This window comes from Vibrio methylphosphonaticus (assembly GCF_023634655.1).
In the GTDB taxonomy this organism is placed as follows: Bacteria; Pseudomonadota; Gammaproteobacteria; order Enterobacterales; family Vibrionaceae; genus Vibrio; species Vibrio methylphosphonaticus.
Map to the genome: position 1 here is coordinate 46,312 of NZ_JAMKMS010000022.1, position 23,854 is coordinate 70,165.

A 23,854-nucleotide genomic window follows, 5' to 3' on the forward strand; every position below is an offset into this window, starting at 1 on the left:
AATTCCTTAAGAGTGTTATACCAGTGTTTCTTCACGTCGAAGCATCTCACCGGCAAGGGCAAGATAAGCCTTAGCACCAGCAGAGTACTTATCGTAATACATCGCTGGTTTTCCATGACTCGGCGCTTCGGCAAGACGAACATTCCTAGGAATGACAGTTCGGTAAACTTTGTCACCAAAATGTTTCTTTAACTGATCAGACACCTCATTCGAAAGTCGATTTCGAGGGTCGTACATGGTTCGGAGCAAACCTTCAATTTTGAGATTCTCATTTACTACCGCTGCCAGCTTACTAATGGTATCCATTAGCGCTGTGAGTCCTTCTAACGCAAAATACTCACATTGCATCGGCACTAATACAGAATCTGCAGCAGCCATTGCGTTAATTGTAAGTAGGTTGAGAGAAGGAGGACAATCGATAAAGATGAAATCATAGTTATCGCGGATTGGCGCAAGAGCATGTTTTAAGCGAACTTCGCGCGCAAACACTTCCATTAATTTTATTTCAGCAGCAGTCACATCGCCATTGGCCGCAATCAAATCATACTGGCCCGATGTGTGCTTACAGACTACTTGTTCAAAAGGAAGCTCATCAACCAGCAAATCGTAAGCAGTTGTTTCGATTTGATACTTATCGACACCACTCGCCATTGTCGCATTGCCCTGAGGATCTAAGTCGATCACCAAAACCTTACGTTTGGTCGCAGCCATTGATGCCGCCAAATTAATACACGTTGTTGTTTTTCCTACGCCACCTTTCTGGTTGGCAATAGCGACAATTTTTCCCACGACAACTTCTCCATCATCCCTGTTTGGACAAGATTACAAGATGACGGTCACCTTCCAACTCAGGAACTTGCAAAGGTTTGATATCGGTCACAGAACACCACTCAGGTAAGTCAGAAACTTCTTGTTCATGAACTTGACCTTTGAGTGCATAAAAGCGCCCTGTCGATTCCTTGGGTAAATGTTTACACCAGTTAACCATATCTGTCATGGATGCAAAAGCTCGACTTAACACGCCATCAAATCCACCTTCTGGGTCAAATTCTTCTACGCGAGACTGAACAGCTGTGACGTTCTCAATACCAAGTTCATGAACGACTTGCTTGATGAAACGAATGCGTTTTCCCAAGCTATCAAGCAAAACAAACGTTTTATTTGGATGCATAATGGCCAAAGGAATTCCTGGCAAGCCCGGTCCTGTCCCCACATCAATAAAACGCTCACCGGCAATATGTTCACCGACCACAATACTATCAAGAATATGTTTCACTAACATATCTTCAGGCTGTCTCACTGAAGTCAGGTTGTAGGCCTTATTCCACTTATGCAGTAGCTCTACATACCCTACGAGCTGTTTCTTTTTATTATCAGAAACTTGCAATGAAGTTTCTGATAGTAATTGTTCTAATTTTTCTAGTAGAGCGCTCACGCTGCTTCACCTTTTTTAAGTAAACCTTGCTTCTTAAGATAAACAAGAATGATCGAAATTGCAGCGGGTGTAATGCCTGAAATACGAGAAGCAATTCCTACCGTTTCTGGTTTAGCTTCTGTCAATTTAGCGACCACTTCATTTGATAAGCCGCTTACTTCGCTATAACTAATATCTGCTGGAATTGCAGTATTTTCATGGCGCATGGCTTTGGCAATTTCGTCTTGCTGTCTTTGAATATAACCTTCGTATTTCACTTGAATTTCAACTTGCTCAGCCGCTTGTTGATCTTCAATCGCAGGAGCAAACGTATTCAGTGACGTCAGTGACTGATAAGTCATTTCTGGGCGTCTCAGTAAATCTTCGCCACTAGCTTCGCGAGAAATAGGCGTTTTCAGCAATGCGTTGAGCTCATCGATACCTTCAGATTTAGGGTTAACCCATGTTTCCTTCAAGCGTTGACGCTCAGCCGTTAGATTATCCATTTTCTCGTTGAAGCGTTGCCAGCGATCATCATCAATCAGTCCAAGCGATCTTGCTTGTTCCGTTAAACGCATATCAGCATTGTCTTCACGCAGCAACAAGCGGTATTCGGCGCGAGAGGTAAACATTCGATAGGGTTCTTTGGTTCCCATCGTTGATAAATCATCAATTAATACGCCCATATAAGCTTGATCGCGACGTGGGCTCCAGCCTTCTTTTCCTTGGCTGAACAAACTTGCGTTTAAACCAGCCATCAAACCTTGTGCAGCCGCTTCTTCATAGCCTGTTGTTCCATTAATCTGTCCAGCAAAGAACAAGCCTTGGATAAATTTCGTTTCATACGTTTGCTTCAAATCACGTGGATCAAAGAAATCATATTCGATCGCATATCCAGGGCGAACAATGTGGGCATTTTCAAATCCTTTCATGGAACGAACAATTTGGATCTGCACATCAAATGGAAGACTGGTTGAAATACCATTTGGGTATAATTCGTGTGTCGTTAAGCCCTCAGGTTCAATAAAGATCTGGTGGCTATTCTTATCTGCAAAGCGCATGACTTTGTCTTCGATCGACGGGCAGTATCGAGGTCCAATGCCTTCAATCACACCAGCGTACATAGGGCTACGATCGAGGTTCGCTCGAATAACATCATGTGTTTGCTCATTGGTGTGTGTAATAAAACACGGAATTTGAGTTGGGTGCTGCTCACGCTTACCGACAAAAGAAAACACTGGTGTTGGATTGTCGCCATGCTGAGCTTCTAAAACTGACAAGTCGACACTGCGAGCATCGATACGAGGTGGCGTTCCGGTTTTTAGACGATCGACTCTAAATGGTAAATCACGAAGTCGATTGGCAAGCGCGATGGACGGTTGATCGCCCATGCGTCCACCTGATGAACTTTCCATGCCGATATGGATCTTTCCACCAAGGAATGTCCCTACCGTTAGCACAACAGCTTGTGCATGGAACTTTAACCCCATCTCAGTCACAACGCCGCGAATTTGATCGTTTTCTACGATCACATCATCTACGGATTGCTGAAATAGTGTCAGGTTTGGTGTGTTCTCAAGCGCATTACGGACATAAGCCTTGTACAACGCTCGATCAGCTTGAGCTCGAGTTGCTCTTACTGCTGGCCCTTTAGAGGCGTTTAATGTACGAAATTGAATACCAGAATGATCGATCGCATTGGCCATCAAACCACCTAGAGCATCGACTTCTTTGACTAAATGACCTTTACCAATGCCACCAATCGCTGGGTTGCATGACATCTGCCCCAGCGTATCAATATTGTGCGTCAGCAAAAGTGTTTTTTGCCCTGTACGGGCAGATGCGAGTGCGGCTTCCGTTCCTGCATGTCCGCCACCGACTATGATGACATCAAATGTTTCGTGATAAAGCATGAACCGACCTCGTATTCAATCGACAAAATGAACTAACCAAAAGGAGACGTATTCTACCGCTTTTCTTGTAGCGAGAACATCGCTTTTCGCAACTTTTGGATCTTGCTAAAAAGAACTATTAAATAGGGATCTATATATATGATCTTTTATTAGATCTATTATTAGGATCGTCCAATTCTGTGGATAAGTGGAAAATGATCAACAAAACCATGGATCTTTTTATGATCAGTTCTTGTGATCTTGCTTTGATCTAGTCTTGTATTAGCTGGGATCAAAATGGCTACTTATACACAGGCGGATCAAAAGGGAAAAGTTGTTATTTGGATAAATATAGCTTTTACACTGGAAATAGTATTAGTTATCCACATGGGATTGGTGTTTTTTTTCAGTATTAGCTAACAGATTGGCGGGGAAAGTTATGCACATTTGTAAAAAAAAGCGGCTTTCACCGCTTTTTCTTTATTGGAATTTGCTGATATGTTCGTTGAGCCACGCTTCAGCGGTATCTTCCGGGACTTGATCGTTGAGAATGTCGATTTCTAGACCTTCTGCGATTGGTGTTGCTCCTATGTCCTCGAGAAGATCAAAAGCATGTTTACCTGCCGCGCAAAATGTATCGTAACTTGAGTCGCCAATACCAATAACGGCGTACTTTACTGTCGACATTCGGGGTGGGGTGTTCTGTAGGTCAGCAATGAAAGGTTGAATATTATCTGGATAATCACCCGCTCCGTGAGTTGACGTGATAATGAACCAGATGCCATCCGCTTCAATGTCGGCGAGCTGAGGTTGATTATGAATGGTTGTGGTTAGCCCTTGCTCTATGAGTAGATCGCTTAGGTGGTCACCCACATATTCGGCACCACCAAGTGTGCTACCTGTAATGATATGAATCATGCTCATTCCTTTATTTACCAATACAAAACGATGAGAAAATACGACCCAGTAGATCATCTGAGCTAAACTCGCCCGTAATTTCATTGAGATGCTGTTGAGTTATTCTTAGCTCTTCCGCAAGAATTTCTCCTGCCATGTAGCCTTCAAGCTGTTGTTGGCCAATATTGAGGTGTTCTGCGGCACGCTCTAATGCATCAAGGTGACGCCTTCGAGCCATAAAGCCACCTTCGTTCGCACCAGAAAAGCCCATAATAGACTTTAAATGCTCACGAAGTGCGCCAATGCCTTCACCGGTTCGAGCCGACAGGCGAATCAGTGTTGGCGAGTTGACATGACAGATACCAAGTGCCTCATTGGTTTCATCAACCTTATTGCGAATCACGGTGATACCAATAGACTCTGGAAGGCGATCCATGAAATCAGGCCATATCTCTTTTGGATCCGTGGCATCTGTCGTGGTGCCATCAACCATAAAGAGAACACGATCGGCTTGGTTGATCTCTTCCCAAGCCCGTTCTATCCCAATTTTTTCTACTTCATCAGACGCTTCGCGTAGACCTGCTGTATCAATGATGTGTAAAGGCATCCCATCGATATGGATATGCTCTCTGAGCACATCTCGTGTTGTGCCCGCTATGTCGGTCACGATCGCGGACTGTTTACCTGAAAGCGCATTCAGCAGACTTGATTTACCAGCATTGGGGCGGCCAGCGATGACGACCTTCATGCCTTCGCGCATGATTGAACCTTGGTTGGCTTCTTTTCTAACGGCCTCCAGGTTATCAATTATCGACTGTAAGTCATTAGATACCTTACCGTCGGCTAAGAAATCAATTTCTTCTTCGGGAAAATCAATGGCTGCTTCCACGTAGATTCTTAGATAAATCAGGGATTCCACCAGCACGTGTATGCGTTTAGAGAATTCACCTTGCAGTGATTGAAGGGCTGACTTTGCCGCTTCTTCTGAACTGGCATCAATAAGATCGGCAATGGCTTCTGCTTGTGTTAAATCCATTTTGTCGTTCATGAAGGCACGTTCGGAGAATTCGCCTGGTCGTGCTGGGCGAACGCCAGGAATAAGCAAAATACGTTTAATCAGCATATCCATGACCACCGGGCCACCATGGCCTTGAAGTTCTAGGACATCTTCACCAGTAAAGGAGTGTGGATTTGGGAAATACAGGGCGATGCCTTGGTCAATTTCTGAATCATCGTCAGATTTAAAGGCAAGGTATTCTGCATAACGCGGTTTAAGTTCACGTCCGGTGACGGCAAGCGCAACCTGAGATGCCGCTGGGCCAGAGACGCGGATAATACCGACGCCACCACGGCCGGGTGCAGTGGCTTGTGCCACGATAGTGTCTGTTGTCATTGGTTTTGCCTTAATCGCAATACGTTAGCCAAATTGTAATCATGGAGACGAAAAAAGGCGACCCTAAAGGTCGCCTTTTATTTGAATTGCTTCGTTCAGGTTACTTAGTGTGTAACCCTTTCTTTTCCAGAGCACGATAAATCAGTGTTTGCTGGATAAGCGTAACAATGTTTGAAACCAACCAGTAAAGAACAAGACCGGATGGGAACCAAAGGAAGAAGAAGGTAAACATAACCGGCATAAAGGTCATGATCTTCTGCTGCATTGGGTCGGTAACCGTTGTTGGGCTCATTTTTTGAATCATGAACATACTCGCACCCATCAACAGAGGAAGGATGTAGTACGGGTCTTGTGCTGAAAGGTCAGTGATCCAGCCAAAGAATGGCGAGTGACGCAGTTCAACAGATTCCATGAGTGCCCAATAAAGCGAAATGAAGATTGGCATCTGTAAGATAATTGGAAGACAGCCGCCCAGCGGGTTCACTTTCTCTTTCTTATACAGTTCCATCATTTCTTGGCTCATACGTTGACGGTCGTCGCCAATACGCTCACGCATTGCTTGCAGCTTAGGCTGTAGCATGCGCATTTTTGCCATTGATGTGTATTGAGCTTTCGTCAGTGGGTACATAGCACCACGTACGATGAAGGTTAAGCAGATAATCGCTAGACCCCAGTTCACGACAATGCCTTGAATAAACGACAATAGCGTGTGAAGTGGTTTTGCAATAAACCATAACCAACCGTAATCCACTACAAGGTCAAGGTTTGGCGCTGTCGCGGCCATTTGGTCTTGTAGTTTAGGGCCAGCCCAAAGCGTTGCTTTAAGTTCAGCCGTTTGGCCATTACCAATTGTCTGATTTGGCATACGAACGCCAATGTCAGCAAGGTTGCCAATAACACGAGTATAAAGATTGGTACCTGGTGCTTCGCGTGGGATCCATGCTGCTGCAAAGTAATGCTGGATCATTGCTGCCCAACCTTGACCATCAGTCAGGTTAAGAGACAGGTTACGATCTTGCATATCGTCGAAGCTGTATTTCTTATAACGCGTGTCTTGAGTTGAATAAGCACCGCCATTATAAGTTGGCATAGTAATGCTGCCGCCTTTATCCTGAACATTTTGTCTCAGGTGTGCGTACATACCAAACGTCGCGTTTTGGCCAGATTGGTTGTCGATGTTGTATTCAACATCAACCGCATAGCTGCCACGCTTAAGAACGAAGGTTTTAACATAGTTAATTCCGTTCGCAGTAAACGTCATAGGGATACGAAGTTCATCCTGACCATCTTGCAACGTCAAGCTTTCTGCTGAAACTTGGTAAGCCGGGCGGTCGGTACTGCTTAAATCAATACCTTGAGGACCAACAAGACCACTTTGTGCAATAAACTGATGACCTTGTGAATCTTTAAGAAGTTCAAAAGAGTCTGCTGAATCTTGCTCAATCGCGTATTCGTTAAGATCTGCTGTTACTACATCGCCACCGATCGTATTGATGCCAAGCGTTAGCACATCAGTTTTCACTGTGATGATTTTCTCTGCGGCTGAAGTATGACCAGGAGCTGGATCATGTTCATCAGCGAAAGATGGTGCAGGTAGGGTACTACCTTGAGCCTGTTGTGTCGGTGCCGGTGCTGGATTCTTGTACGATTGCCATTGGTTAAATAGCAAAAAAGAAACTAACGCCAAGCCGATTAACAGAATATTACGTTGAGAATCCATCGTTATTTATCTCTGTCTTGTTTTTGGACTGGTGGAATGGGGTCGTATCCCCCTTCATTCAAAGGATGACATCTTAATAGACGTTTGCCAGTTAGCCAACACCCTTTTACAAAACCGTGAGCTTGTAAGGCTTCTATGGCGTAACGGGAACAAGTTGGGGTAAACCGACAGCGAGGTCCTATAAGGGGACTAATGGTCCATCTATAAAGATAGACAAGTCCTATTGCTAACCACGCGAAGGGCGAGACAGGCGATGCCATAGTTTATCGAGAAGTTGGAACATTTCATCGTTGCTTAGAGTTTGGGCACTCTTCTTTGCAATAACAACAAAATCTTTGTTTGGAAGTTCATGTTGTTTGTTACGAAAGCTTTCACGAGTAAGTCGTTTAAAGTGATTTCTAGCAACAGCTGTTTTTATCTGTTTTTTAGGAACCGCAAGACCGAGACGTGGGTGTGAAAGAGAGTTTTTACGAGCAATGATGGTGAAGTGAGGGGAGCCGGCTCTGTGAGCTTGCTTAAATACGTTTTGATAATGCTCGGGAGTTAACAAACGTAACTCCCGAATAAAGGCGTGCTTCTTATTCAAAATAGTCAATTATTTTGAAAGACGCGCACGGCCTTTTGCACGACGTGCATTAATTGTTTTACGACCGTTCTTAGTCGCCATGCGTGCACGGAAGCCGTGAGTACGCTTGCGCTTTAGAACTGAAGGTTGAAAAGTGCGTTTAGACATGGTTATTACCTTTACTGATCAGTAGTTTTAGGTTCTCGTTGAACCCGGCGTGGGAGAAATACCCTTCTCTATAAATAAAGAGGAAATCCGACGCCTCTCAACAAAGAGGCGGAATTGTAATCACTGTGGCTCAAAGAGTCAATAATCAGTTCAATTTCAATTCCGGTCGGCGGATTATACGTTTTGTGAGCGAGAGCGCAAGGATCCTTATTCGATCCCGACCTGATTTAGGAACTTTTTTAACTGTATATCCTGTGGATCGTTAAAAATTTGCTCTGGTGGACCTTGTTCTACGATATGACCATTGGCCATAAAGATCACTTTATCAGCGACTTCGCGGGCAAATTGCATTTCGTGAGTAACCACTAACATCGTTTGATGTTGAGTCGCTAATTTTTTCATTAAATTTAATACTTCGCCGACCCATTCAGGGTCAAGAGCGGAAGTGGGCTCATCAAAAAGCAATAATTCGGGTTGCAGCGCCATGGCGCGTCCAATTCCAACTCGCTGTTGCTGACCACCGGAAAGTGAGGCAGGGTACTGATGTGCTTTGTCGCCTAAGCCGATATCATCAAGAATTTGCTGAGCACGCGCTAAGGCTTGTGGTTTTTTCCAACCTTTTACGGTAATTAAACCTTCTGCAATGTTTTGTATTGCCGTCATATGGGCAAATAAGGCGTAGTTTTGGAACACGAACCCGGTTTTTCTGCGTAGCGCCAATACTTCGGCTTTGGTGTGGTTTTGGCAGTCGACCGTCACATCATCAATCGAGATAGTGCCTTGGTTGGCTTCTTCAAGGAAGTTAACGCAACGAAGTAATGTGGATTTTCCTGTGCCACTGGAACCAATGACCACCACTATTTCACCCTGTTTTATGTCGATATCGATGCCTTTTAAGACTTCGGTATCGCCAAAGCGCTTATGAATATTATGTAATTTGATCATCGTTGGTACGCCTTATTCAATCTTTGTTCCGCCCATACTTGAACGCGAGTAAGCACTAACACGACCCCCCAATAAATAAGAGCGACGGCTAAGAAGGCTTCAAAAAATCGAAAGCTTGAAGAGGCTTCCATTTGAGCTTTTGCCATGATTTCGGCGACACCTAGCGTAAATGCAAGCGATGTTGATTTGATCATATCAATGAAGTAATTCATCAATGATGGCAGTGCGACTCGTGTTGCTTGCGGCAAAATGATACGGCGCATAGCTTGGCTTTTGGTCATACCGACAGAAAGACTGGCTTCCATCTGACTGCGATCGATACCGATAATGGCCGCTCGAATACTTTCTGCCATATAGGCGGCGAAGTGCAAGGTTAGGCCGATCACCGCGGCGCTAAACGCGTTAAGCCCCACCATCCATGGAAATACTTGAGGTAAACCGTAATAGAGCAGAAATAACTGCACCAGGAGTGGCGTGCCACGGAAGAAACTAATATAAAGTTGACTGAGTTGGTCCAATACTGGGATTTTGAACACTCGAATATTGGCTAATATCACTGATAAGATCAGTGAGAAAAACAACCCCCATATTGCCATCTCCATCGTCGTACCAAGGTACTTAAATAGTATTGGCAATAGATCGAGCATGTATTGAAAATCAAATCCCATAACGCATCCAAAACTTAAAAAAATAAACGCCCACTACCGATAAGAGTAGTGGGCGTATGCATAGTGTTCACTTACTTTTTAGTGATATCGGCACCAAACCACTTTTCAGAAATGCTCGCCAAAGTACCGTCCGCACGCATCGCGGCCAGAGCGGTGTTGACTTCTTTCTGCAGTTTTTGACCATTTTCGTTATCGACAAACGGCCAAGCGTTTTCAATCGTTTCAAAAGGTTCGCCTGCTAATTGTAGTGGAAGACCAGTCTTCTTGATTAGTTCAAGGGCAGACAAGCGATCCATGACAAATGCATCTGAACGGCCTAGCGCGACATCGTGTTCAATACCGGTGTCGTAGGTTTTGATGTTGATTTTTCCGTCTTTATCGTATTGACGTAACAACTGTTCAAAGTTTGAACCTAAGTTAACCGCCACGTTTTTACCGGAAAGGTCATCAATACCTTGAATACTGTCATTGCCTTTACGGACGGTAATTTGTGCACCGTCGATGACATAAGGGTCAGCGAAGAGATATTTTGCTTTGCGCTCGTCGGTAATGGTAATTTGATTCGAAATCGTATCAATTCGTCCCGTTTCAAGTAAGCCAAATAGGCCTGAAAAACTGGCAGTAACGTACTCGACGTTGTAGTCATTGCGACGTCCGATTTCGTCCCATAAATCGACTTCAAAGCCTTGTAATTTGTCTTGCTTCACAAACGTAAATGGGAAGTAGCGACCAGACATTCCCACTTTCACGTCTTGTGCGACTGCAGCATATGCTGCTTGAGATACGGTTGCAGAAAGTGCTAAGGCTGTTAATGCGCCTTTAATCCAGTTTTTCATTTTACTACTCCTTATGTTTGTAGGGAGGAATGTTACTGGTAAAGTTGTCGATAAGTTAAATAACTAGTTGTTATTAACCATAACAAACTCGTGGTTGAACGGTGAAGCTTTCACCACCTTTTTGATCAATTGTCCTCACCTGATGACAGATTAATCACTGATCTATGCACAAGTTGGATCAATGTGGGGTATTGTGAGTAGATCGCAATTTTGTGCATGAATGTGTGAGTAAAATAAGGGCAAATTGTGTGGATCCAAGCTAAATGACCCTAAAAATTGTGAATAACTTCGATCTTATTCACTGTAAGCTCGATCATTTGCTGGCGATCTTGGTTATCAACAGGTAAAATTGACAGTCTTCCCCAAATTCAATAATAGAGTGAGCGCAACGTGTCATCTTCGCTTTGGTTGCAATGCATGCAACAACTACAAGAAGAGCTACCAGCTACCGAATTCAGCATGTGGGTAAGACCACTGCAAGCTGAGCTTAATGACAATACCCTAACTCTATTTGCGCCAAATCGTTTTGTACTCGATTGGGTTCGAGATCGTTACCTCAATAGCATTAATCGTTTACTGCAAGAATATTGTGGTAATGATGTCCCAAGCCTGCGTCTTGAAGTGGGCAGCCGACGAGTATCGGCGCCGCCTCCACCTAAACCTGTGAAGAGCGCGGCTGATGTCGCAGCAGAATCTTCAGCACCAGCAAGATTACAAGCCAGACAGCCAGTGCATAAAACGTGGGACAATGAAGTCGAAGTGGCGGACATCAATCACCGCTCTAACGTTAACATTAAGCACAAATTTAATAACTTTGTGGAAGGTAAGTCGAACCAATTAGGTTTAGCGGCAGCGCGTCAAGTGGCAGACAATCCAGGAGCGGCCTACAACCCGTTGTTCTTATATGGTGGTACGGGCTTGGGCAAAACGCACTTATTGCATGCTGTGGGTAACGCTATTATCGATAATAAGCCCAATGCGAAAGTGATTTACATGCACTCCGAACGCTTTGTGCAAGATATGGTGAAAGCGCTGCAAAACAATGCGATTGAAGAGTTTAAGCGTTATTATCGCAGTGTGGATGCGTTGCTTATCGATGATATTCAGTTCTTTGCTAATAAAGAGCGCTCTCAAGAAGAGTTCTTTCACACCTTTAATGCTTTGCTTGAAGGCAACCAACAGATCATTTTGACTTCAGATCGTTATCCAAAAGAAATCAATGGTGTTGAAGATCGCCTTAAATCTCGTTTTGGTTGGGGACTGACGGTTGCCATTGAGCCTCCTGAATTGGAAACTCGCGTCGCGATTTTAATGAAGAAGGCTGAAGATCATCAAATTCATCTTGCTGATGAAGTGGCATTCTTTATTGCTAAGCGTCTTCGTTCAAATGTGCGTGAGTTGGAAGGGGCGCTTAACCGTGTCATCGCGAACGCCAATTTTACCGGACGTCCTATCACTATTGATTTTGTTCGCGAAGCGTTACGTGATTTGCTGGCTCTACAAGAAAAATTAGTGACGATCGATAATATTCAAAAAACAGTCGCAGAATACTACAAAATTAAAGTGGCCGATTTGCTTTCGAAGCGTCGTTCACGTTCAGTAGCGCGTCCTCGTCAACTGGCAATGGCGCTTGCGAAAGAACTCACCAACCATAGCTTGCCTGAGATTGGTGATGCGTTTGGTGGTCGTGACCACACTACGGTGCTTCATGCATGTCGTAAAATTGCCCAGCTCAGAGAAGAAAGCCACGATATTAAGGAAGACTACTCTAACTTAATTCGCACGCTTTCTTCCTAATAGTGTCAGAATCACTATAATTAGCATCAATCTATTGTATTTCGAATCTAAGTGGCATGGATTGCCATCTTTGCGAAGAGTTATCTATGAAATTTACTATCGAGCGTAATCACCTTCTTAAGCCGCTACAGCAAGTCTCTGGCGCGTTGGGTGGTAGACCAACTTTGCCTATTTTGGGTAACTTACTGTTAAAAGTATCCGATGGTGTGCTTTCTATCACTGCGACTGATCTTGAAGTTGAGCTGATCAGTAAAGTAACGCTAGAAAGTGATTTTGAAGCGGGCAGTATCACAGTGCCGTCACGAAAGTTTCTCGATATCTGTCGTGGCTTGCCTGATGATGCAATGATTACCATCCTACTGGAAGGTGATCGTGTTCAGTTGCGCTCTGGTCGTAGCCGTTTTTCATTAACGACATTACCGGCGAGTGATTTTCCTAATATTGAAGATTGGCAGCAAGAGGTTGCCGTGACGGTGACACAGGCTGAAATGAAATCTTTGATAGAGAAAACACAGTTCTCTATGGCGAATCAAGATGTTCGTTATTACCTTAATGGTATGTTGTTTGAGCTCGATGATAATACCTTACGCTCTGTGGCAACCGATGGTCACCGCATGGCGGTCGCCACTGTCACTTTGGAAGGTAGCTTTGAGAATCAACAAATTATTGTGCCTAGAAAAGGGGTGCAAGAGCTGTCTAAATTATTAGACGCGCCTGAGCAGCCGGTCACATTGCAAATTGGCAGCTCTAACATCCGCGCGGAAGTGAACAACTTTATCTTTACGTCTAAGTTGGTGGACGGTCGCTTCCCTGATTATCGTCGAGTATTGCCACAAAATACCGATAAAACGCTAGAAGCAGACTGTGGTGAGTTACGTCAGGCTTTCTCTCGCGCGGCGATTTTGTCGAACGAAAAGTTCCGTGGTGTTCGAGTGAATCTGGATGGCAGTGAAATGCGCATTACTGCGAATAACCCAGAGCAAGAAGAAGCGGAAGAAATGTTAGACGTGAACTTTGAAGGTGATGCGTTAGAGATTGGCTTCAATGTGTCTTATGTTTTGGATGTATTGAACAGTTTACGTTGCAATCAGGTACGCATTTCTATGTCTAACGCGAACGCCAGTGCGCTGATTGAAAATAGCGAAGATGAAAGCGCCATGTATGTGGTGATGCCAATCCGTCTCTAATATGAGCATCGCTTTATGCCGCTTTCGCGTCTAATCGTACAGCAGTTTCGAAATATTAAAGCCTGTGATATTGAACTATCCACAGGCTTTAACTTTATTATCGGCCCTAACGGGTGTGGTAAAACAAGCTTGCTTGAAGCCATATATTTATTAGGTCATGGCCGTTCATTCAAAAGTACTTTGACGGGACGAGTGATTCAAAATGACTGCCAAGAACTGTTTGTTCACGGTCGTTTTTTGAACTCGGATCAATTTGAGGTACCTATTGGCATTAATAAGCAGCGTGATGGGTCAACAGAGGTTAAAATAGGCGGTCAATCTGGGCAGAAACTCGCTCAGCTTGCTAAGGTGTTACCTTTGCAATTAATTCATCCAGAAGGCTTTGAATTACTGACCGATGGGCCTAAATTTAGACGTGCATTTATCGACTGGGGTGTGTTTCACTCTGAACCTGGCTTTCATGAAGCATGGGGTCGTTTTAAACGCCTAAACAAGCAGCGCAATGCGTTACTTAAATCCGCCACCAGCTATCGAGAGATGCGGTTTTGGGATAAGGACCTTGCGTTACTGGCTACTCAAATAGACGATTGGCGTCGTCGCTACGTTGAGCAAATGCAGCCATTAGCTGAAACAATGTGCCAGTCCTTTCTGCCAGAATTGGACATTAAGCTTGGCTATTATCGAGGCTGGGAAAAAGGTACGCCATACAGTGAGTTGTTAGAGCGAAGTTTTGAGAGAGACCAAGCGTTGGGGTATACCTTTAGTGGACCCAACAAGGCCGACTTACGGATCAAAGTGAACAATACACCTGTAGAGGATGTGTTATCACGAGGTCAGTTGAAATTAATGATGTGTGCGTTGCGCTTAGCGCAAGGTCAACATCTAGCAGAATTAACAGGAAAGCAGTGCATCTATTTAATCGATGACTTTGCTTCAGAATTAGATAGCCTCCGTCGTAAACGCTTAGCGGATTACTTAAAAGAGACGAAGGCTCAAGTTTTTGTAAGTTCTATTACCCAAAGCCAAGTTGCCGATATGGTTGACGAAAATGGCAAGATGTTTCATGTGGAACATGGCACAATAGAACCAGGTAAATAGTGAGAGAAACTCATGTCAGAAAATTACGATTCATCGAGTATTAAAGTACTAAAGGGTCTGGATGCAGTACGTAAGCGTCCGGGAATGTACATCGGCGACACGGACGATGGAACCGGTCTGCACCACATGGTTTTTGAGGTGGTTGACAACTCAATAGATGAAGCGTTGGCTGGTCACTGTAATGACATCATTGTGACTATCCATGAGGACAGCTCGGTTTCTGTTCGCGATGATGGTCGTGGTATCCCTACGGAGCTGCATCCAGAAGAGCAAGTTTCTGCTGCGGAAGTTATCATGACGGTACTTCACGCTGGTGGTAAGTTTGATGATAACTCATACAAAGTATCTGGTGGCCTACACGGTGTAGGTGTTTCGGTAGTAAATGCTCTGTCTAAGCAAGTGACGTTGACTATCCATCGTGGTGGAAAAACTCATACTCAAACTTACCATCATGGTGAGCCGCAAGCGCCACTAGCAGTAGTAGGTGATACCGATAAAACGGGTACTGAGATTCGTTTCTGGCCAAGTGAAGAGACATTCACGAACATCGAATTCCATTATGATATTTTGGCGAAGCGTCTTCGAGAGCTCTCTTTCTTGAATTCAGGTGTTTCTATCAAGCTTATTGATAAACGCGAAGAAGACAAAATGGATCACTTCATGTTTGAAGGTGGTATCCAAGCGTTTGTTGAGCATCTAAATACCAATAAAACGCCGATCATTCAAAAAATATTCCACTTCGATTTTGAGCGCGAAGATGGCATTACCGTCGAAGTTGCAATGCAATGGAATGATGGTTACCAAGAGAACATCTACTGTTTCACTAACAACATTCCTCAACGTGATGGTGGTACCCACTTAGCAGGTTTCCGTTCGGCACTAACACGTACGCTGAACACCTTTATGGACAAAGAGGGCTTTTCTAAGAAAGCTAAAACATCGACATCTGGCGATGATGCTCGTGAAGGTTTAACCGCGATTGTTTCTGTGAAAGTACCTGATCCTAAATTCTCAAGCCAAACGAAAGATAAACTGGTTTCTTCTGAAGTGAAGTCAGCGGTTGAATCGGCAATGAACGAAAAACTGTCTGAATTCCTTGCGGAAAACCCAGGTGAAGCGAAGATAGTTTGTTCAAAAATTATTGATGCAGCACGTGCTCGTGATGCCGCTCGTAAAGCTCGTGAGATGACTCGTCGTAAAGGCGCGTTAGATTTAGCTGGTTTACCAGGTAAGCTTGCCGATTGCCAAGAAAAAGACCCTGCATTGTCTGAACTATACATTGTGGAAGGGGACTCTGCTGGCGGATCAGCCAAGCAGGGGCGTAACCGTAAGAACCAAGCAATTTTGCCACTGAAAGGTAAAATTCTAAACGTTGAGAAAGCACGCTTTGACAAGATGTTGTCTTCCCAAGAAGTTGCGACGCTAATTACTGCGTTGGGCTGTGGTATTGGCCGCGATGAATATAACCCAGACAAACTGCGTTATCACAACATCATCATCATGACCGATGCCGACGTGGATGGATCGCACATCCGTACGCTACTTTTGACGTTCTTCTATCGTCAAATGCCTGAGCTTATTGAGCGCGGCTACATCTATATTGCACAACCGCCACTTTACAAAGTGAAGAAAGGTAAACAAGAGCAATACATCAAAGATGAAGACGCTATGAACCAGTATCAGGTGGCGTTGGCTTTGGATAATGCCGCGTTGCATGTTAACCCTGAAGCACCCGCTTTTGCTGGCGAAGGGCTAGAGAAATTGGTACAGCAGTACAATACGGGCATTAAACTGGTTGATCGTATGAGTCGTCGTTACCCGCGTGCGTTGGTACACGAATTGATCTACGTACCTCGCCTTACTGCGGAGCAATGTCATGATGATGCCGCGGTTGAAGCATGGGGCAAGCAACTTGTTGAGCAACTTAATGCCAAAGAAGCGGGCGCGAGCCAATACAGCTTAGAGGTTGAAAAACACGAAGAGCTAGGGTTGAGTGTACCGAAGGTTGTGGTTCGTACCCATGGTGTGACGTATGAGCATGTCTTGAGTGTTGACCTTATCAACTCGAAAGAATTTAGCAAGTTAGCGGATCTATCTGAAGCGCTAGAAGGCTTAATTGAAGAGGGCGCTTATATTAAACGTGGTGAGCGTACTCAGCCTGTTTCTAGTTTTGTTGAAGCGTTAGAGTGGTTAGTGAAAGAGTCTCGTCGTGGTCTTAGCCTACAACGATACAAAGGTCTGGGTGAGATGAACCCCGATCAACTTTGGGAAACGACCATGGACCCTGAAACTCGCCGCATGATGCAGGTGACGATCGAAGATGCTGTTGGCGCTGATTTACTGTTCACTACGCTAATGGGTGATCAAGTTGAACCGCGTCGTAACTTCATTGAAGAGAATGCTCTAAAAGTAGCAAACTTGGATGTGTAGTGTGCTTACAGTGTAAGTAATAGAGAAACGCTGCCTTTGGGTGGCGTTTTTTGTTTCTGGGAGAGCGGCTATTTATCACGGTACCGCTACAGCTCGCCAGCGTGCATATATTCTCGTTAGACTTAATTATCGATGATGGTTTGTCACTGGATCCATCTTTTTTTGCTATCGACTTGAATCTGAATGCTATCGTCCCTATATCTATTATTGAAGAGGATGCCAAATTATTGGGCCTTTGATATCGCTGGCGTAACATCGCTCATGAGAGGATGACTGCGCAGCTCACAACTTGATATAGCCCACCACCATGTAGGTCGATGTACAACATATCGAACATGATATTGGGATGACTTAGTCGCCATACTAATGCTGACTAAGACTATTGCTTAATGAAAGGATAGTATGATGAGAACTGTAGATTTTTCCCCCCTATACCGTAACGCCATTGGTTTTGACCGTCTGTTTAACTTGATGGAAGCCAACACATCGAAGAATTCTTCTGGTGGTTATCCACCGTATAACATTGAACAGCAAGACGAGAACAAATACCGCATTACGATGGCCGTCGCGGGTTTTGCTGATGATCATTTAGATATTACTCAAAAAGAGAATATGTTAATTGTGCGTGGAGAGCGTCAGGCAGAAGAAAGTAAAAATTATATCTACCAAGGCATTGCAGAACGAGACTTTGAGCGTAAATTCCAATTGGCGGATTACGTGAAAGTGATCGGCGCGACAATGGAAAACGGTTTACTTCACGTGGATTTGGAAAGAGAGATCCCGGAAGCCATGCAACCACGTAAGATCGCGATCAATGGTAAAAGCTTGCCAGATAATAGTTAATTCCCTTAAGCATGCAGTTAACACCTATTGGTATAAAAAAGAGCGCTTATTAGCGCTCTTTTCGATCTAGCTTAACTATTAGTTTTGTTGGTACGCTTTATTTATTTCTTCAGCAATAATGTTGATGCCTTTTTGCATCGCTTCATCTGGCTGCACGTAGTTCATACGTAAGCATTGATGTGCGTGATCCCAGTTGTCTTCCTGTCCAATAAAGAAATACTCACCTGGGACAATAAGCACGCCTCGAGCTTTTAACCGTTTGTATAACTCCATTGTGTTAATAGGCAGTTCATCAAACCATAGCCATAAGAATATTGCGCCTTCTGGTTTATGGACTCGAAAGCGCGGGTCTGGTATAGCTTGTTGCAGTAGTTCTACGGCTCGTTGTGATTTCTGTTGGTAATACGGCTTTATTACATTTTCACTTAGTGGCAGTAAATCACCATTTTCAATCATATGATGAGCTAAAGCGGGTCCCATTCCACTTGGCGCAAGGCTAATAATACCGTTCATATTGGTCAGTGCTTGGGTAATTTCCTCACTCGCAATCACGATGCCACAGCGAAGCCCCGGTAAGCCTAATTTTGATAAGCTCATGCACAATATCGTATTGTCATTCCAAAATGGGGTGACATCTTCAAAGATGATATTGGGGAAAGGTGTGCCGTAAGCATTATCAATAATTAGCGGTATGCCGTTGGCTCGAGCCAGTTTATCTAGTTTGCGAATTTCATCGTCAGTAAGAACATTGCCTGTTGGATTCGTTGGTCTTGAGGCACAGATTGCGGCGACAGAGTCATCGACCTTTAAACGGTCAAAATCGACGTGATATTTGAATTGACGTTGTTCAAGCATTTCTATTTCTGGGCGATATGAGACAAAAATATCGTCTTCAAGACCTGCATCACCGTAGCCTATGTACTCTGGTGCTAACGGCAGTAGGATTTTCTTTTTTCGCCCGTCTTGGTACTGGCCTGCAAAAAGGTTGAAGAGGTAAAAAAATCCGCTTTGGCTACCATTCGTCAGGCTGATGTTCTTTTCTGAAATGTCCCAACCGTACGTTTCTTTTAGTAAGTTCGCTAAGGACTTTACGAAGGCATCTTTACCTTGTGGGCCATCATAGTTTGACATCGCTTCAACGAGTTCGCCGCTGGCGAGCATTGAGGCACTAGCTTGATGAAAATACTCGAGCATTTCGGGAATGGCAGCAGGGTTGCCTCCACCGAGCATGATGGCGCCAGGAGTGCGCAGTCCATCATTTAGATCATCCATTAACTGGGTGATCCCTGAGTAACGATTAAATTTTTCACCAAACTTAGAAAATTGCATTGTTGTCCCTAGTTCATTGCGTTCACTTGTATGAGTTACCTATATCGACCTTGCTGGTGGCAAGGGAGTCGTTTGAACATACCGTATTGATAATGTGAGGCAAAGCACTATTTTGCTAAATGGGGAATTTGAGTCAATCGGGGCGCTGAAGTAGGGGTAATAAAAAACCCGGTCATAAGACCGGGTTTTGCTTGAAACAAGTCAGGTTACTTCTGAAGAAGAGAAATATCCGCGATTTTCAAGAACAAGTTACGTAGGTTGTTAAGCAGCGTTAGACGGTTCTTTTTAAGCGCTTCGTTGTCTGCCATGACCATTACGTTGTCAAAGAAAGCATCAACTGGCTCACGCAAGTTTGCTAGCTTACTCAACGCTTCTTGGTAGTTACCTGTCGCAAAAGCTGGCTCAAGCGCTTCTGTCATGACTTCAACTTCTTCTGCAAGTGCTTTTTCTGCATCTTCTTGAAGTAAGGTTAAATCAATCTCTTGAGCTAATTCGCCATCAAATTTCGCAAGGATGTTACCTACACGTTTGTTCGCCGCTGCTAGTGCTTCTGCTGCTTCCAGTTCACGGAAGTGAGAAACCGCTTTAACACGTTGGTCAAAGTCAGCTGGTTTCGTTGGACGATTCGCCAGTACCGCTTGGATGATATCAACGCTGAAGCCAGCATCTTGGTACCATGCACGGAAACGACCTAGCATGAAGTCGATAACGTCAGCTTCTACGTTGTCGTTGGTTAGCTTGTCGCCAAGTAGCGCTTTCGCTTTACCGATCAGATCAGTTAGGTCTAGGTTGTAGCCATTTTCAACGATGATACGTAGTACACCTAGTGATGCACGACGTAGTGCGAATGGGTCAGAACCTTTTGGTGCTTGGCCAATACCGAAGATACCTACGATAGTGTCTAGCTTGTCTGCCATTGCGACTGCAGAAGAGATACCCGTGCTTGGTAGTGTGTCACCCGCGAAACGAGGCATGTACTGCTCGTAAAGTGCCAGTGCAACTTGCTCGTCTTCACCATCGTGAGTGGCGTAGTGCATGCCCATTACACCTTGAGTATCGGTAAATTCGAATACCATTGATGTCATTAGGTCACACTTAGCCAGTAGGCCAGCACGCTTAGACTTTTCAACGTCAGCATCGATTTGCTCAGCAATGTAGCCTGCAAGCTCTGTGATGCGGTCTGTTTTGTCTTTGATCGTACCCAATTGCTTCTGGAAGATAGCTTGGTCTAGTTCAGTAAGACGGTCGATAAGCGGACGCTTACGGTCTGTGTTGAAGAAGAATTCAGCATCAGCAAGACGTGGGCGTACCACTTTCTCGTTACCTTCGATAACGTGGCGAGGCTCTTTAGACTCGATGTTTGATACGAAGATGAAGTTCGGTAGTAGCTTCTTGTTGTCATCGTAAACAGGGAAGTACTTCTGGTCACCTTTCATGGTGTAAACCAACGCTTCAGAAGGGACTTTTAGGAACTCTTCTTCGAACTTCGCTGTCAGTACTACTGGCCATTCAACCAGAGACGTTACTTCTTCAACAAGGTCATCTTCTAGGTCAGCTGTACCGCCAACCGCAGCGGCCGCTTTTTGCGAATCAGCAAGGATGATTGCTTTACGCGCTTCGTAATCTGCCATGACTTTACCGCGTTCTTCTAAGATCGCAGGGTATTGGTCAGCAGAGTCGATTGTGAACTCTTGTTCGCCCATGAAACGGTGACCACGGATAGTACGAGCAGAGGCTACGCCTAGGATTTCGCCTTCAACAAGCTCATCACCTAGTAGTACTGTCAGTGTTTTTACTGGACGGATAAATTGAATGTCTGAGTTACCCCAGCGCATTGCTTTAGGAATTGGTAGGCCAGCCAGTGCTTTCGCAGCGATGTCCATCACCAATTCTTGAACGGGTTTGCCAGCCACTTCTTGTTTGAAAAGAAGCCACTCGCCTTTGTCTGTTTTCAGACGGTCAGCTTGTTCAACAGTAATACCGTTACCACGAGCCCAACCTTGTGCCGCTTTGGTCGCGTTGCCTTCAGCATCGAATGCAACAGAAATCGCAGGGCCGCGTTTCTCAACCACTTTGTCCGCTTGGCCTTCAGCCAGTGCAGTGACTTTAAGTGCTAGACGGCGAGGTGCTGCGTACCACTTGATGCCTTCGTGAGAAAGCTCAGCCGTTTTAAGACCTGCTTCAAAGTTAGCAGCAAATGCTTCTGCTAGAGAACGAAGTGCCGTTGGTGGCAGCTCTTCCGTACCTAGCTCAATTAGAAAATTCTTCGCCATGATTATTTACCTTCCTTTTCTTCTACAGTTCGGCACATTGGGAAGCCAAGCGCTTCACGTGACGCGTAGTACGCCTCAGCAACGGACTTAGTCAGGTTGCGGATACGAAGGATGTAACGTTGACGCTCTGTTACAGAGATAGCTTTGCGCGCATCAAGGATGTTGAATGCGTGGCCTGCTTTTAGAATGCGCTCGTAAGCTGGAAGCGGAAGTGGCTTCTCAAGCTCAAGTAGCTCTTTACACTCTTTCTCGCACTGGTCGAAGAAAGTGAATAGGAAATCTACGTCTGCGTGCTCAAAGTTGTAGGTTGATTGCTCAACTTCGTTTTGGTGGAAGATGTCACCGTAAGTCACGTTAGAACCGTCTGGTGCGACGTTCCATACTAGGTCGTAAACAGAATCTACTTCCTGGATGTACATGGCTAGACGCTCGATACCGTAAGTGATCTCGCCAGTTACAGGCTTACACTCAAGGCCGCCAACTTGTTGGAAGTAAGTAAACTGAGTCACTTCCATACCGTTTAGCCATACTTCCCAACCAAGGCCCCATGCGCCTAGTGTTGGGTTTTCCCAGTTATCTTCAACGAAGCGAATGTCGTGAACGAGTGGGTCGACACCAAGTACTTCAAGAGAGCCTAAGTACAGCTCCTGAATATTGTCAGGAGATGGTTTTAGAGCTACTTGGAATTGATAGTAGTGCTGCAGACGGTTCGGGTTTTCACCATAGCGACCATCGGTCGGACGACGTGAAGGTTGAACGTATGCTGTGGACATTGGCTCTGGGCCAAGTGCACGTAGACATGTCATTGGGTGAGAGGTGCCAGCACCTACTTCCATATCTAGCGGTTGAACAATCGTACAACCATTTTGAGCCCAATAATCCTGCAGCGCGAGGATCATTCCCTGGAAGGTTTTGATATCGTATTTTTGCATAGTTTGTTCGCGCAATTCTCTAAATGAAAGTTTTGTCTGAAAACGGATAAAAATAACGATCAAGTATACCGAGTTATTCTCAGCGGGAGTAGGGGAAAAGGTGGTTAATTAATCATCAGGCATGCAAAAAAACAGACTTTTTCCTATTTATGTACTGTTTTTTCGATTTACTTACTGCTTGTCGCAATCCACGGACAGATATTATTGAACTTTATGGATTGAATGTTTAAAATGCCGCCCATCTTTGGGGAGTAGCTTATCAATGCCTATCACATGGCTTTGATTCATACGTCAACATAATTGGTGCACATTCACCATGGTGTATGAGACGAACAGCGAATTCGTTTAGCAAGACCTTAGATAAGCATCGTGAACCGGGGTGGGGCGCGAGGTTTATCTATGGTTAATAATTATAATCCCTGCCCCTTAGAGCATGTCGTGAGTGTCTTAGCATTATCCATTACTACTGTAGCTTTAGCCGAAATTGGTGACAAGACCCAGTTATTATCGTTATTACTGGCTAGCCGGTATCGAAAGCCTCTACCTATTATTGCCGCTATTTTTTTAGCAACGATCGCAAACCATGCTTTAGCGGCATGGCTGGGTGTTGTTGTGGCTGATTATCTGTCACCCGAAATACTAAAGTGGGTGCTGGTTGTGAGCTTTCTCGCGATGGCGGGTTGGGTACTTATTCCTGACAAATTAGATGAAAATGAAGCAGTGTCTGGTCGGGGACCTTTTGTTGCGAGCTTTATTGCTTTTTTTATTGCTGAGATAGGCGATAAAACGCAGATAGCGACGTCCATTCTTGGGGCACAATATGCGGATGCGTTAGTGTGGGTCATTCTTGGCACCACCATTGGTATGTTATTAGCGAATGTGCCGGTGGTGTTACTGGGTCAGTTCTCTGCGGAGCGATTGCCACTCAATTGGATACGCAGAGTGACTGCGCTGCTATTTGTTGTACTGGCCGGTGGAGCTGCACTGTTTTAGTGAATAACACCCATAGCTATAGCCATTAAATTAATATTTTTAGTCTTTATATCAATAGCTTGTTATGTCAATAGTCTGGTGCGGGTTCGTTTCGCTTGTTGAGTGCTTTCCTCTACTGAAAACCGTGATGGCTGCCATATTAGTGTCATGCTTGTCATGGTAATTTAACAGTGTGGATCCTAAGCGAGAGGGCAACGTATGCTGACACGTTATACAGGAATGACCGCTAAAAACCAAAGCGCTTTATTTACCGTTGGTTTGGTGCTGACGTTATTAGGCATGGTATTGACTGATATGTGGCTACCGATGGTCGTGGGTGCGATTATCATGACGGCATTAGCCGTTGAATCTTGGATTCGGGTGCAACACTTAATACCGATGCACGATGATATTCGAGTGATGCAAAAGCAGATTAAAGCACTCCAGTCTGAAATCAGAACGCTGGAATATGATGAATAATTAAAGGCTGCCTCT

Annotated in this window: 22 protein-coding genes and 1 riboswitch; of the genes, 7 read left to right on the forward strand and 15 right to left on the reverse strand. The window is 44.6% G+C overall.

Annotated features, from left to right (window positions below):
- Positions 1 to 15: 15 nt before the first annotated feature.
- The 12 genes from M9196_RS20115 to M9196_RS20170 form a co-directional block, all read right to left on the reverse strand.
- Positions 16 to 789, reverse strand: a complete 774-nt coding sequence (locus tag M9196_RS20115; RefSeq protein ID WP_102470016.1) for a ParA family protein — start codon at positions 787 to 789, stop codon at positions 16 to 18.
- Between the two features lie 13 nt (positions 790 to 802).
- Positions 803 to 1,435 (reverse strand): 16S rRNA (guanine(527)-N(7))-methyltransferase RsmG, encoded by a 633-nt coding sequence (rsmG, locus tag M9196_RS20120; protein WP_250619298.1) that lies wholly within the window; start codon positions 1,433 to 1,435, stop codon positions 803 to 805.
- A complete protein-coding gene (gene mnmG, locus M9196_RS20125; RefSeq protein WP_250619299.1) occupies positions 1,432 to 3,327 on the reverse strand; it encodes a tRNA uridine-5-carboxymethylaminomethyl(34) synthesis enzyme MnmG in 1,896 nt (631 codons plus the stop codon). The genes rsmG and mnmG overlap by 4 nt, the downstream gene beginning before the upstream one ends.
- 459 nt (positions 3,328 to 3,786) lie before the next feature.
- Positions 3,787 to 4,224, reverse strand: coding sequence for an FMN-binding protein MioC (gene mioC / locus M9196_RS20130; protein ID WP_250619300.1), 438 nt, complete (start codon positions 4,222 to 4,224; stop codon positions 3,787 to 3,789).
- A 10-nt stretch (positions 4,225 to 4,234) separates the two neighbouring features.
- Entirely contained in the window at positions 4,235 to 5,596 is a 1,362-nt protein-coding gene (gene mnmE / locus M9196_RS20135) for a tRNA uridine-5-carboxymethylaminomethyl(34) synthesis GTPase MnmE (RefSeq protein ID WP_250619301.1), read from the reverse strand.
- A gap of 100 nt (positions 5,597 to 5,696) precedes the next feature.
- Positions 5,697 to 7,316, reverse strand: coding sequence for a membrane protein insertase YidC (yidC, locus tag M9196_RS20140; protein ID WP_250619302.1), 1,620 nt, complete (start codon positions 7,314 to 7,316; stop codon positions 5,697 to 5,699).
- A 2-nt stretch (positions 7,317 to 7,318) separates the two neighbouring features.
- Positions 7,319 to 7,576, reverse strand: coding sequence for a membrane protein insertion efficiency factor YidD (gene yidD, locus M9196_RS20145; RefSeq protein WP_250619303.1), 258 nt, complete (start codon positions 7,574 to 7,576; stop codon positions 7,319 to 7,321).
- Positions 7,543 to 7,911, reverse strand: a complete 369-nt coding sequence (gene rnpA, locus M9196_RS20150; protein WP_250619304.1) for a ribonuclease P protein component — start codon at positions 7,909 to 7,911, stop codon at positions 7,543 to 7,545. The genes yidD and rnpA overlap by 34 nt, the downstream gene beginning before the upstream one ends.
- A complete protein-coding gene (rpmH, locus tag M9196_RS20155) occupies positions 7,912 to 8,049 on the reverse strand; it encodes a 50S ribosomal protein L34 (RefSeq protein ID WP_102470009.1) in 138 nt (45 codons plus the stop codon). It lies immediately after the preceding gene.
- Positions 8,050 to 8,256: 207 nt separating this feature from the next.
- The gene (locus tag M9196_RS20160) at positions 8,257 to 8,994 is read right to left on the reverse strand and encodes an amino acid ABC transporter ATP-binding protein (RefSeq protein WP_250619305.1); all 738 of its coding nucleotides are present in this window, start codon (positions 8,992 to 8,994) and stop codon (positions 8,257 to 8,259) included.
- The gene (locus tag M9196_RS20165) at positions 8,991 to 9,662 is read right to left on the reverse strand and encodes an amino acid ABC transporter permease (RefSeq protein WP_250619306.1); all 672 of its coding nucleotides are present in this window, start codon (positions 9,660 to 9,662) and stop codon (positions 8,991 to 8,993) included. Before M9196_RS20165 ends, M9196_RS20160 begins: the two co-directional genes overlap by 4 nt.
- Positions 9,663 to 9,733: 71 nt before the next feature.
- On the reverse strand, positions 9,734 to 10,498 hold the full coding sequence (locus M9196_RS20170) for an amino acid ABC transporter substrate-binding protein (protein WP_250619307.1): 765 nt from the start codon (positions 10,496 to 10,498) through the stop codon (positions 9,734 to 9,736).
- A 390-nt stretch (positions 10,499 to 10,888) separates the two neighbouring features.
- Between M9196_RS20170 and dnaA the strand changes: the two genes are divergently transcribed.
- The 5 genes from dnaA to M9196_RS20195 all read left to right on the forward strand — a co-directional run bounded on the left by dnaA (position 10,889) and on the right by M9196_RS20195 (position 17,853).
- Positions 10,889 to 12,295 (forward strand): chromosomal replication initiator protein DnaA, encoded by a 1,407-nt coding sequence (gene dnaA / locus M9196_RS20175; protein ID WP_250619308.1) that lies wholly within the window; start codon positions 10,889 to 10,891, stop codon positions 12,293 to 12,295.
- An 86-nt stretch (positions 12,296 to 12,381) separates the two neighbouring features.
- Positions 12,382 to 13,482 carry a DNA polymerase III subunit beta gene (gene dnaN / locus M9196_RS20180; RefSeq protein ID WP_250619309.1) on the forward strand — a complete coding sequence of 367 codons (1,101 nt, stop codon included), beginning with the start codon at positions 12,382 to 12,384 and terminating at the stop codon, positions 13,480 to 13,482.
- Between the two features lie 15 nt (positions 13,483 to 13,497).
- A complete protein-coding gene (gene recF / locus M9196_RS20185; RefSeq protein ID WP_250619310.1) occupies positions 13,498 to 14,580 on the forward strand; it encodes a DNA replication/repair protein RecF in 1,083 nt (360 codons plus the stop codon).
- A gap of 12 nt (positions 14,581 to 14,592) precedes the next feature.
- A complete protein-coding gene (gyrB, locus tag M9196_RS20190) occupies positions 14,593 to 17,010 on the forward strand; it encodes a DNA topoisomerase (ATP-hydrolyzing) subunit B (protein ID WP_250619311.1) in 2,418 nt (805 codons plus the stop codon).
- A 405-nt stretch (positions 17,011 to 17,415) separates the two neighbouring features.
- Positions 17,416 to 17,853 (forward strand): Hsp20 family protein, encoded by a 438-nt coding sequence (locus M9196_RS20195; RefSeq protein ID WP_250619328.1) that lies wholly within the window; start codon positions 17,416 to 17,418, stop codon positions 17,851 to 17,853.
- 78 nt (positions 17,854 to 17,931) lie between these two features.
- Here M9196_RS20195 and M9196_RS20200 read toward each other — a convergent pair whose 3' ends face one another.
- The 3 genes from M9196_RS20200 to glyQ all read right to left on the reverse strand — a co-directional run bounded on the left by M9196_RS20200 (position 17,932) and on the right by glyQ (position 22,387).
- The gene (locus M9196_RS20200) at positions 17,932 to 19,182 is read right to left on the reverse strand and encodes a valine--pyruvate transaminase (RefSeq protein ID WP_250619312.1); all 1,251 of its coding nucleotides are present in this window, start codon (positions 19,180 to 19,182) and stop codon (positions 17,932 to 17,934) included.
- A 206-nt stretch (positions 19,183 to 19,388) separates the two neighbouring features.
- The gene (glyS, locus tag M9196_RS20205; RefSeq protein WP_250619313.1) at positions 19,389 to 21,455 is read right to left on the reverse strand and encodes a glycine--tRNA ligase subunit beta; all 2,067 of its coding nucleotides are present in this window, start codon (positions 21,453 to 21,455) and stop codon (positions 19,389 to 19,391) included.
- Positions 21,456 to 21,457: 2 nt separating this feature from the next.
- Positions 21,458 to 22,387 (reverse strand): glycine--tRNA ligase subunit alpha, encoded by a 930-nt coding sequence (gene glyQ / locus M9196_RS20210; protein ID WP_048611248.1) that lies wholly within the window; start codon positions 22,385 to 22,387, stop codon positions 21,458 to 21,460.
- Between the two features lie 234 nt (positions 22,388 to 22,621).
- Positions 22,622 to 22,734: riboswitch (yybP-ykoY riboswitch) on the forward strand.
- Positions 22,735 to 22,825: 91 nt separating this feature from the next.
- Here glyQ and M9196_RS20215 point away from each other — a divergent pair.
- Together M9196_RS20215 and M9196_RS20220 are read left to right on the forward strand one after the other, a co-directional pair.
- On the forward strand, positions 22,826 to 23,380 hold the full coding sequence (locus tag M9196_RS20215; RefSeq protein ID WP_250619329.1) for a TMEM165/GDT1 family protein: 555 nt from the start codon (positions 22,826 to 22,828) through the stop codon (positions 23,378 to 23,380).
- A gap of 198 nt (positions 23,381 to 23,578) precedes the next feature.
- Positions 23,579 to 23,839: a hypothetical protein gene (locus M9196_RS20220; RefSeq protein WP_250619314.1), complete on the forward strand. Its 261-nt coding sequence runs from the start codon at positions 23,579 to 23,581 to the stop codon at positions 23,837 to 23,839.
- Positions 23,840 to 23,854: the final 15 nt, after the last annotated feature.

Excerpts from the sequence above, each read along its gene's own strand:
- M9196_RS20200 (WP_250619312.1), bottom strand. The coding sequence starts at position 19,182 with ATGCAATTTTCTAAGTTTGGTGAAAAATTTAATCGTTACTCAGGGATC.
- mnmG (WP_250619299.1), bottom strand. The coding sequence starts at position 3,327 with ATGCTTTATCACGAAACATTTGATGTCATCATAGTCGGTGGCGGACAT.
- M9196_RS20170 (WP_250619307.1), bottom strand. The coding sequence starts at position 10,498 with ATGAAAAACTGGATTAAAGGCGCATTAACAGCCTTAGCACTTTCTGCA.
- M9196_RS20195 (WP_250619328.1), top strand. The coding sequence starts at position 17,416 with ATGAGAACTGTAGATTTTTCCCCCCTATACCGTAACGCCATTGGTTTT.
- gyrB (WP_250619311.1), top strand. The coding sequence starts at position 14,593 with ATGTCAGAAAATTACGATTCATCGAGTATTAAAGTACTAAAGGGTCTG.
- dnaN (WP_250619309.1), top strand. The coding sequence starts at position 12,382 with ATGAAATTTACTATCGAGCGTAATCACCTTCTTAAGCCGCTACAGCAA.
- mnmE (WP_250619301.1), bottom strand. The coding sequence starts at position 5,596 with ATGACAACAGACACTATCGTGGCACAAGCCACTGCACCCGGCCGTGGT.
- M9196_RS20160 (WP_250619305.1), bottom strand. The coding sequence starts at position 8,994 with ATGATCAAATTACATAATATTCATAAGCGCTTTGGCGATACCGAAGTC.
- mioC (WP_250619300.1), bottom strand. The coding sequence starts at position 4,224 with ATGATTCATATCATTACAGGTAGCACACTTGGTGGTGCCGAATATGTG.
- yidC (WP_250619302.1), bottom strand. The coding sequence starts at position 7,316 with ATGGATTCTCAACGTAATATTCTGTTAATCGGCTTGGCGTTAGTTTCT.
- glyS (WP_250619313.1), bottom strand. The coding sequence starts at position 21,455 with ATGGCGAAGAATTTTCTAATTGAGCTAGGTACGGAAGAGCTGCCACCA.
- M9196_RS20165 (WP_250619306.1), bottom strand. The coding sequence starts at position 9,662 with ATGGGATTTGATTTTCAATACATGCTCGATCTATTGCCAATACTATTT.
- M9196_RS20220 (WP_250619314.1), top strand. The coding sequence starts at position 23,579 with ATGCTGACACGTTATACAGGAATGACCGCTAAAAACCAAAGCGCTTTA.
- rpmH (WP_102470009.1), bottom strand. The coding sequence starts at position 8,049 with ATGTCTAAACGCACTTTTCAACCTTCAGTTCTAAAGCGCAAGCGTACT.
- yidD (WP_250619303.1), bottom strand. The coding sequence starts at position 7,576 with ATGGCATCGCCTGTCTCGCCCTTCGCGTGGTTAGCAATAGGACTTGTC.
- glyQ (WP_048611248.1), bottom strand. The coding sequence starts at position 22,387 with ATGCAAAAATACGATATCAAAACCTTCCAGGGAATGATCCTCGCGCTG.
- recF (WP_250619310.1), top strand. The coding sequence starts at position 13,498 with ATGCCGCTTTCGCGTCTAATCGTACAGCAGTTTCGAAATATTAAAGCC.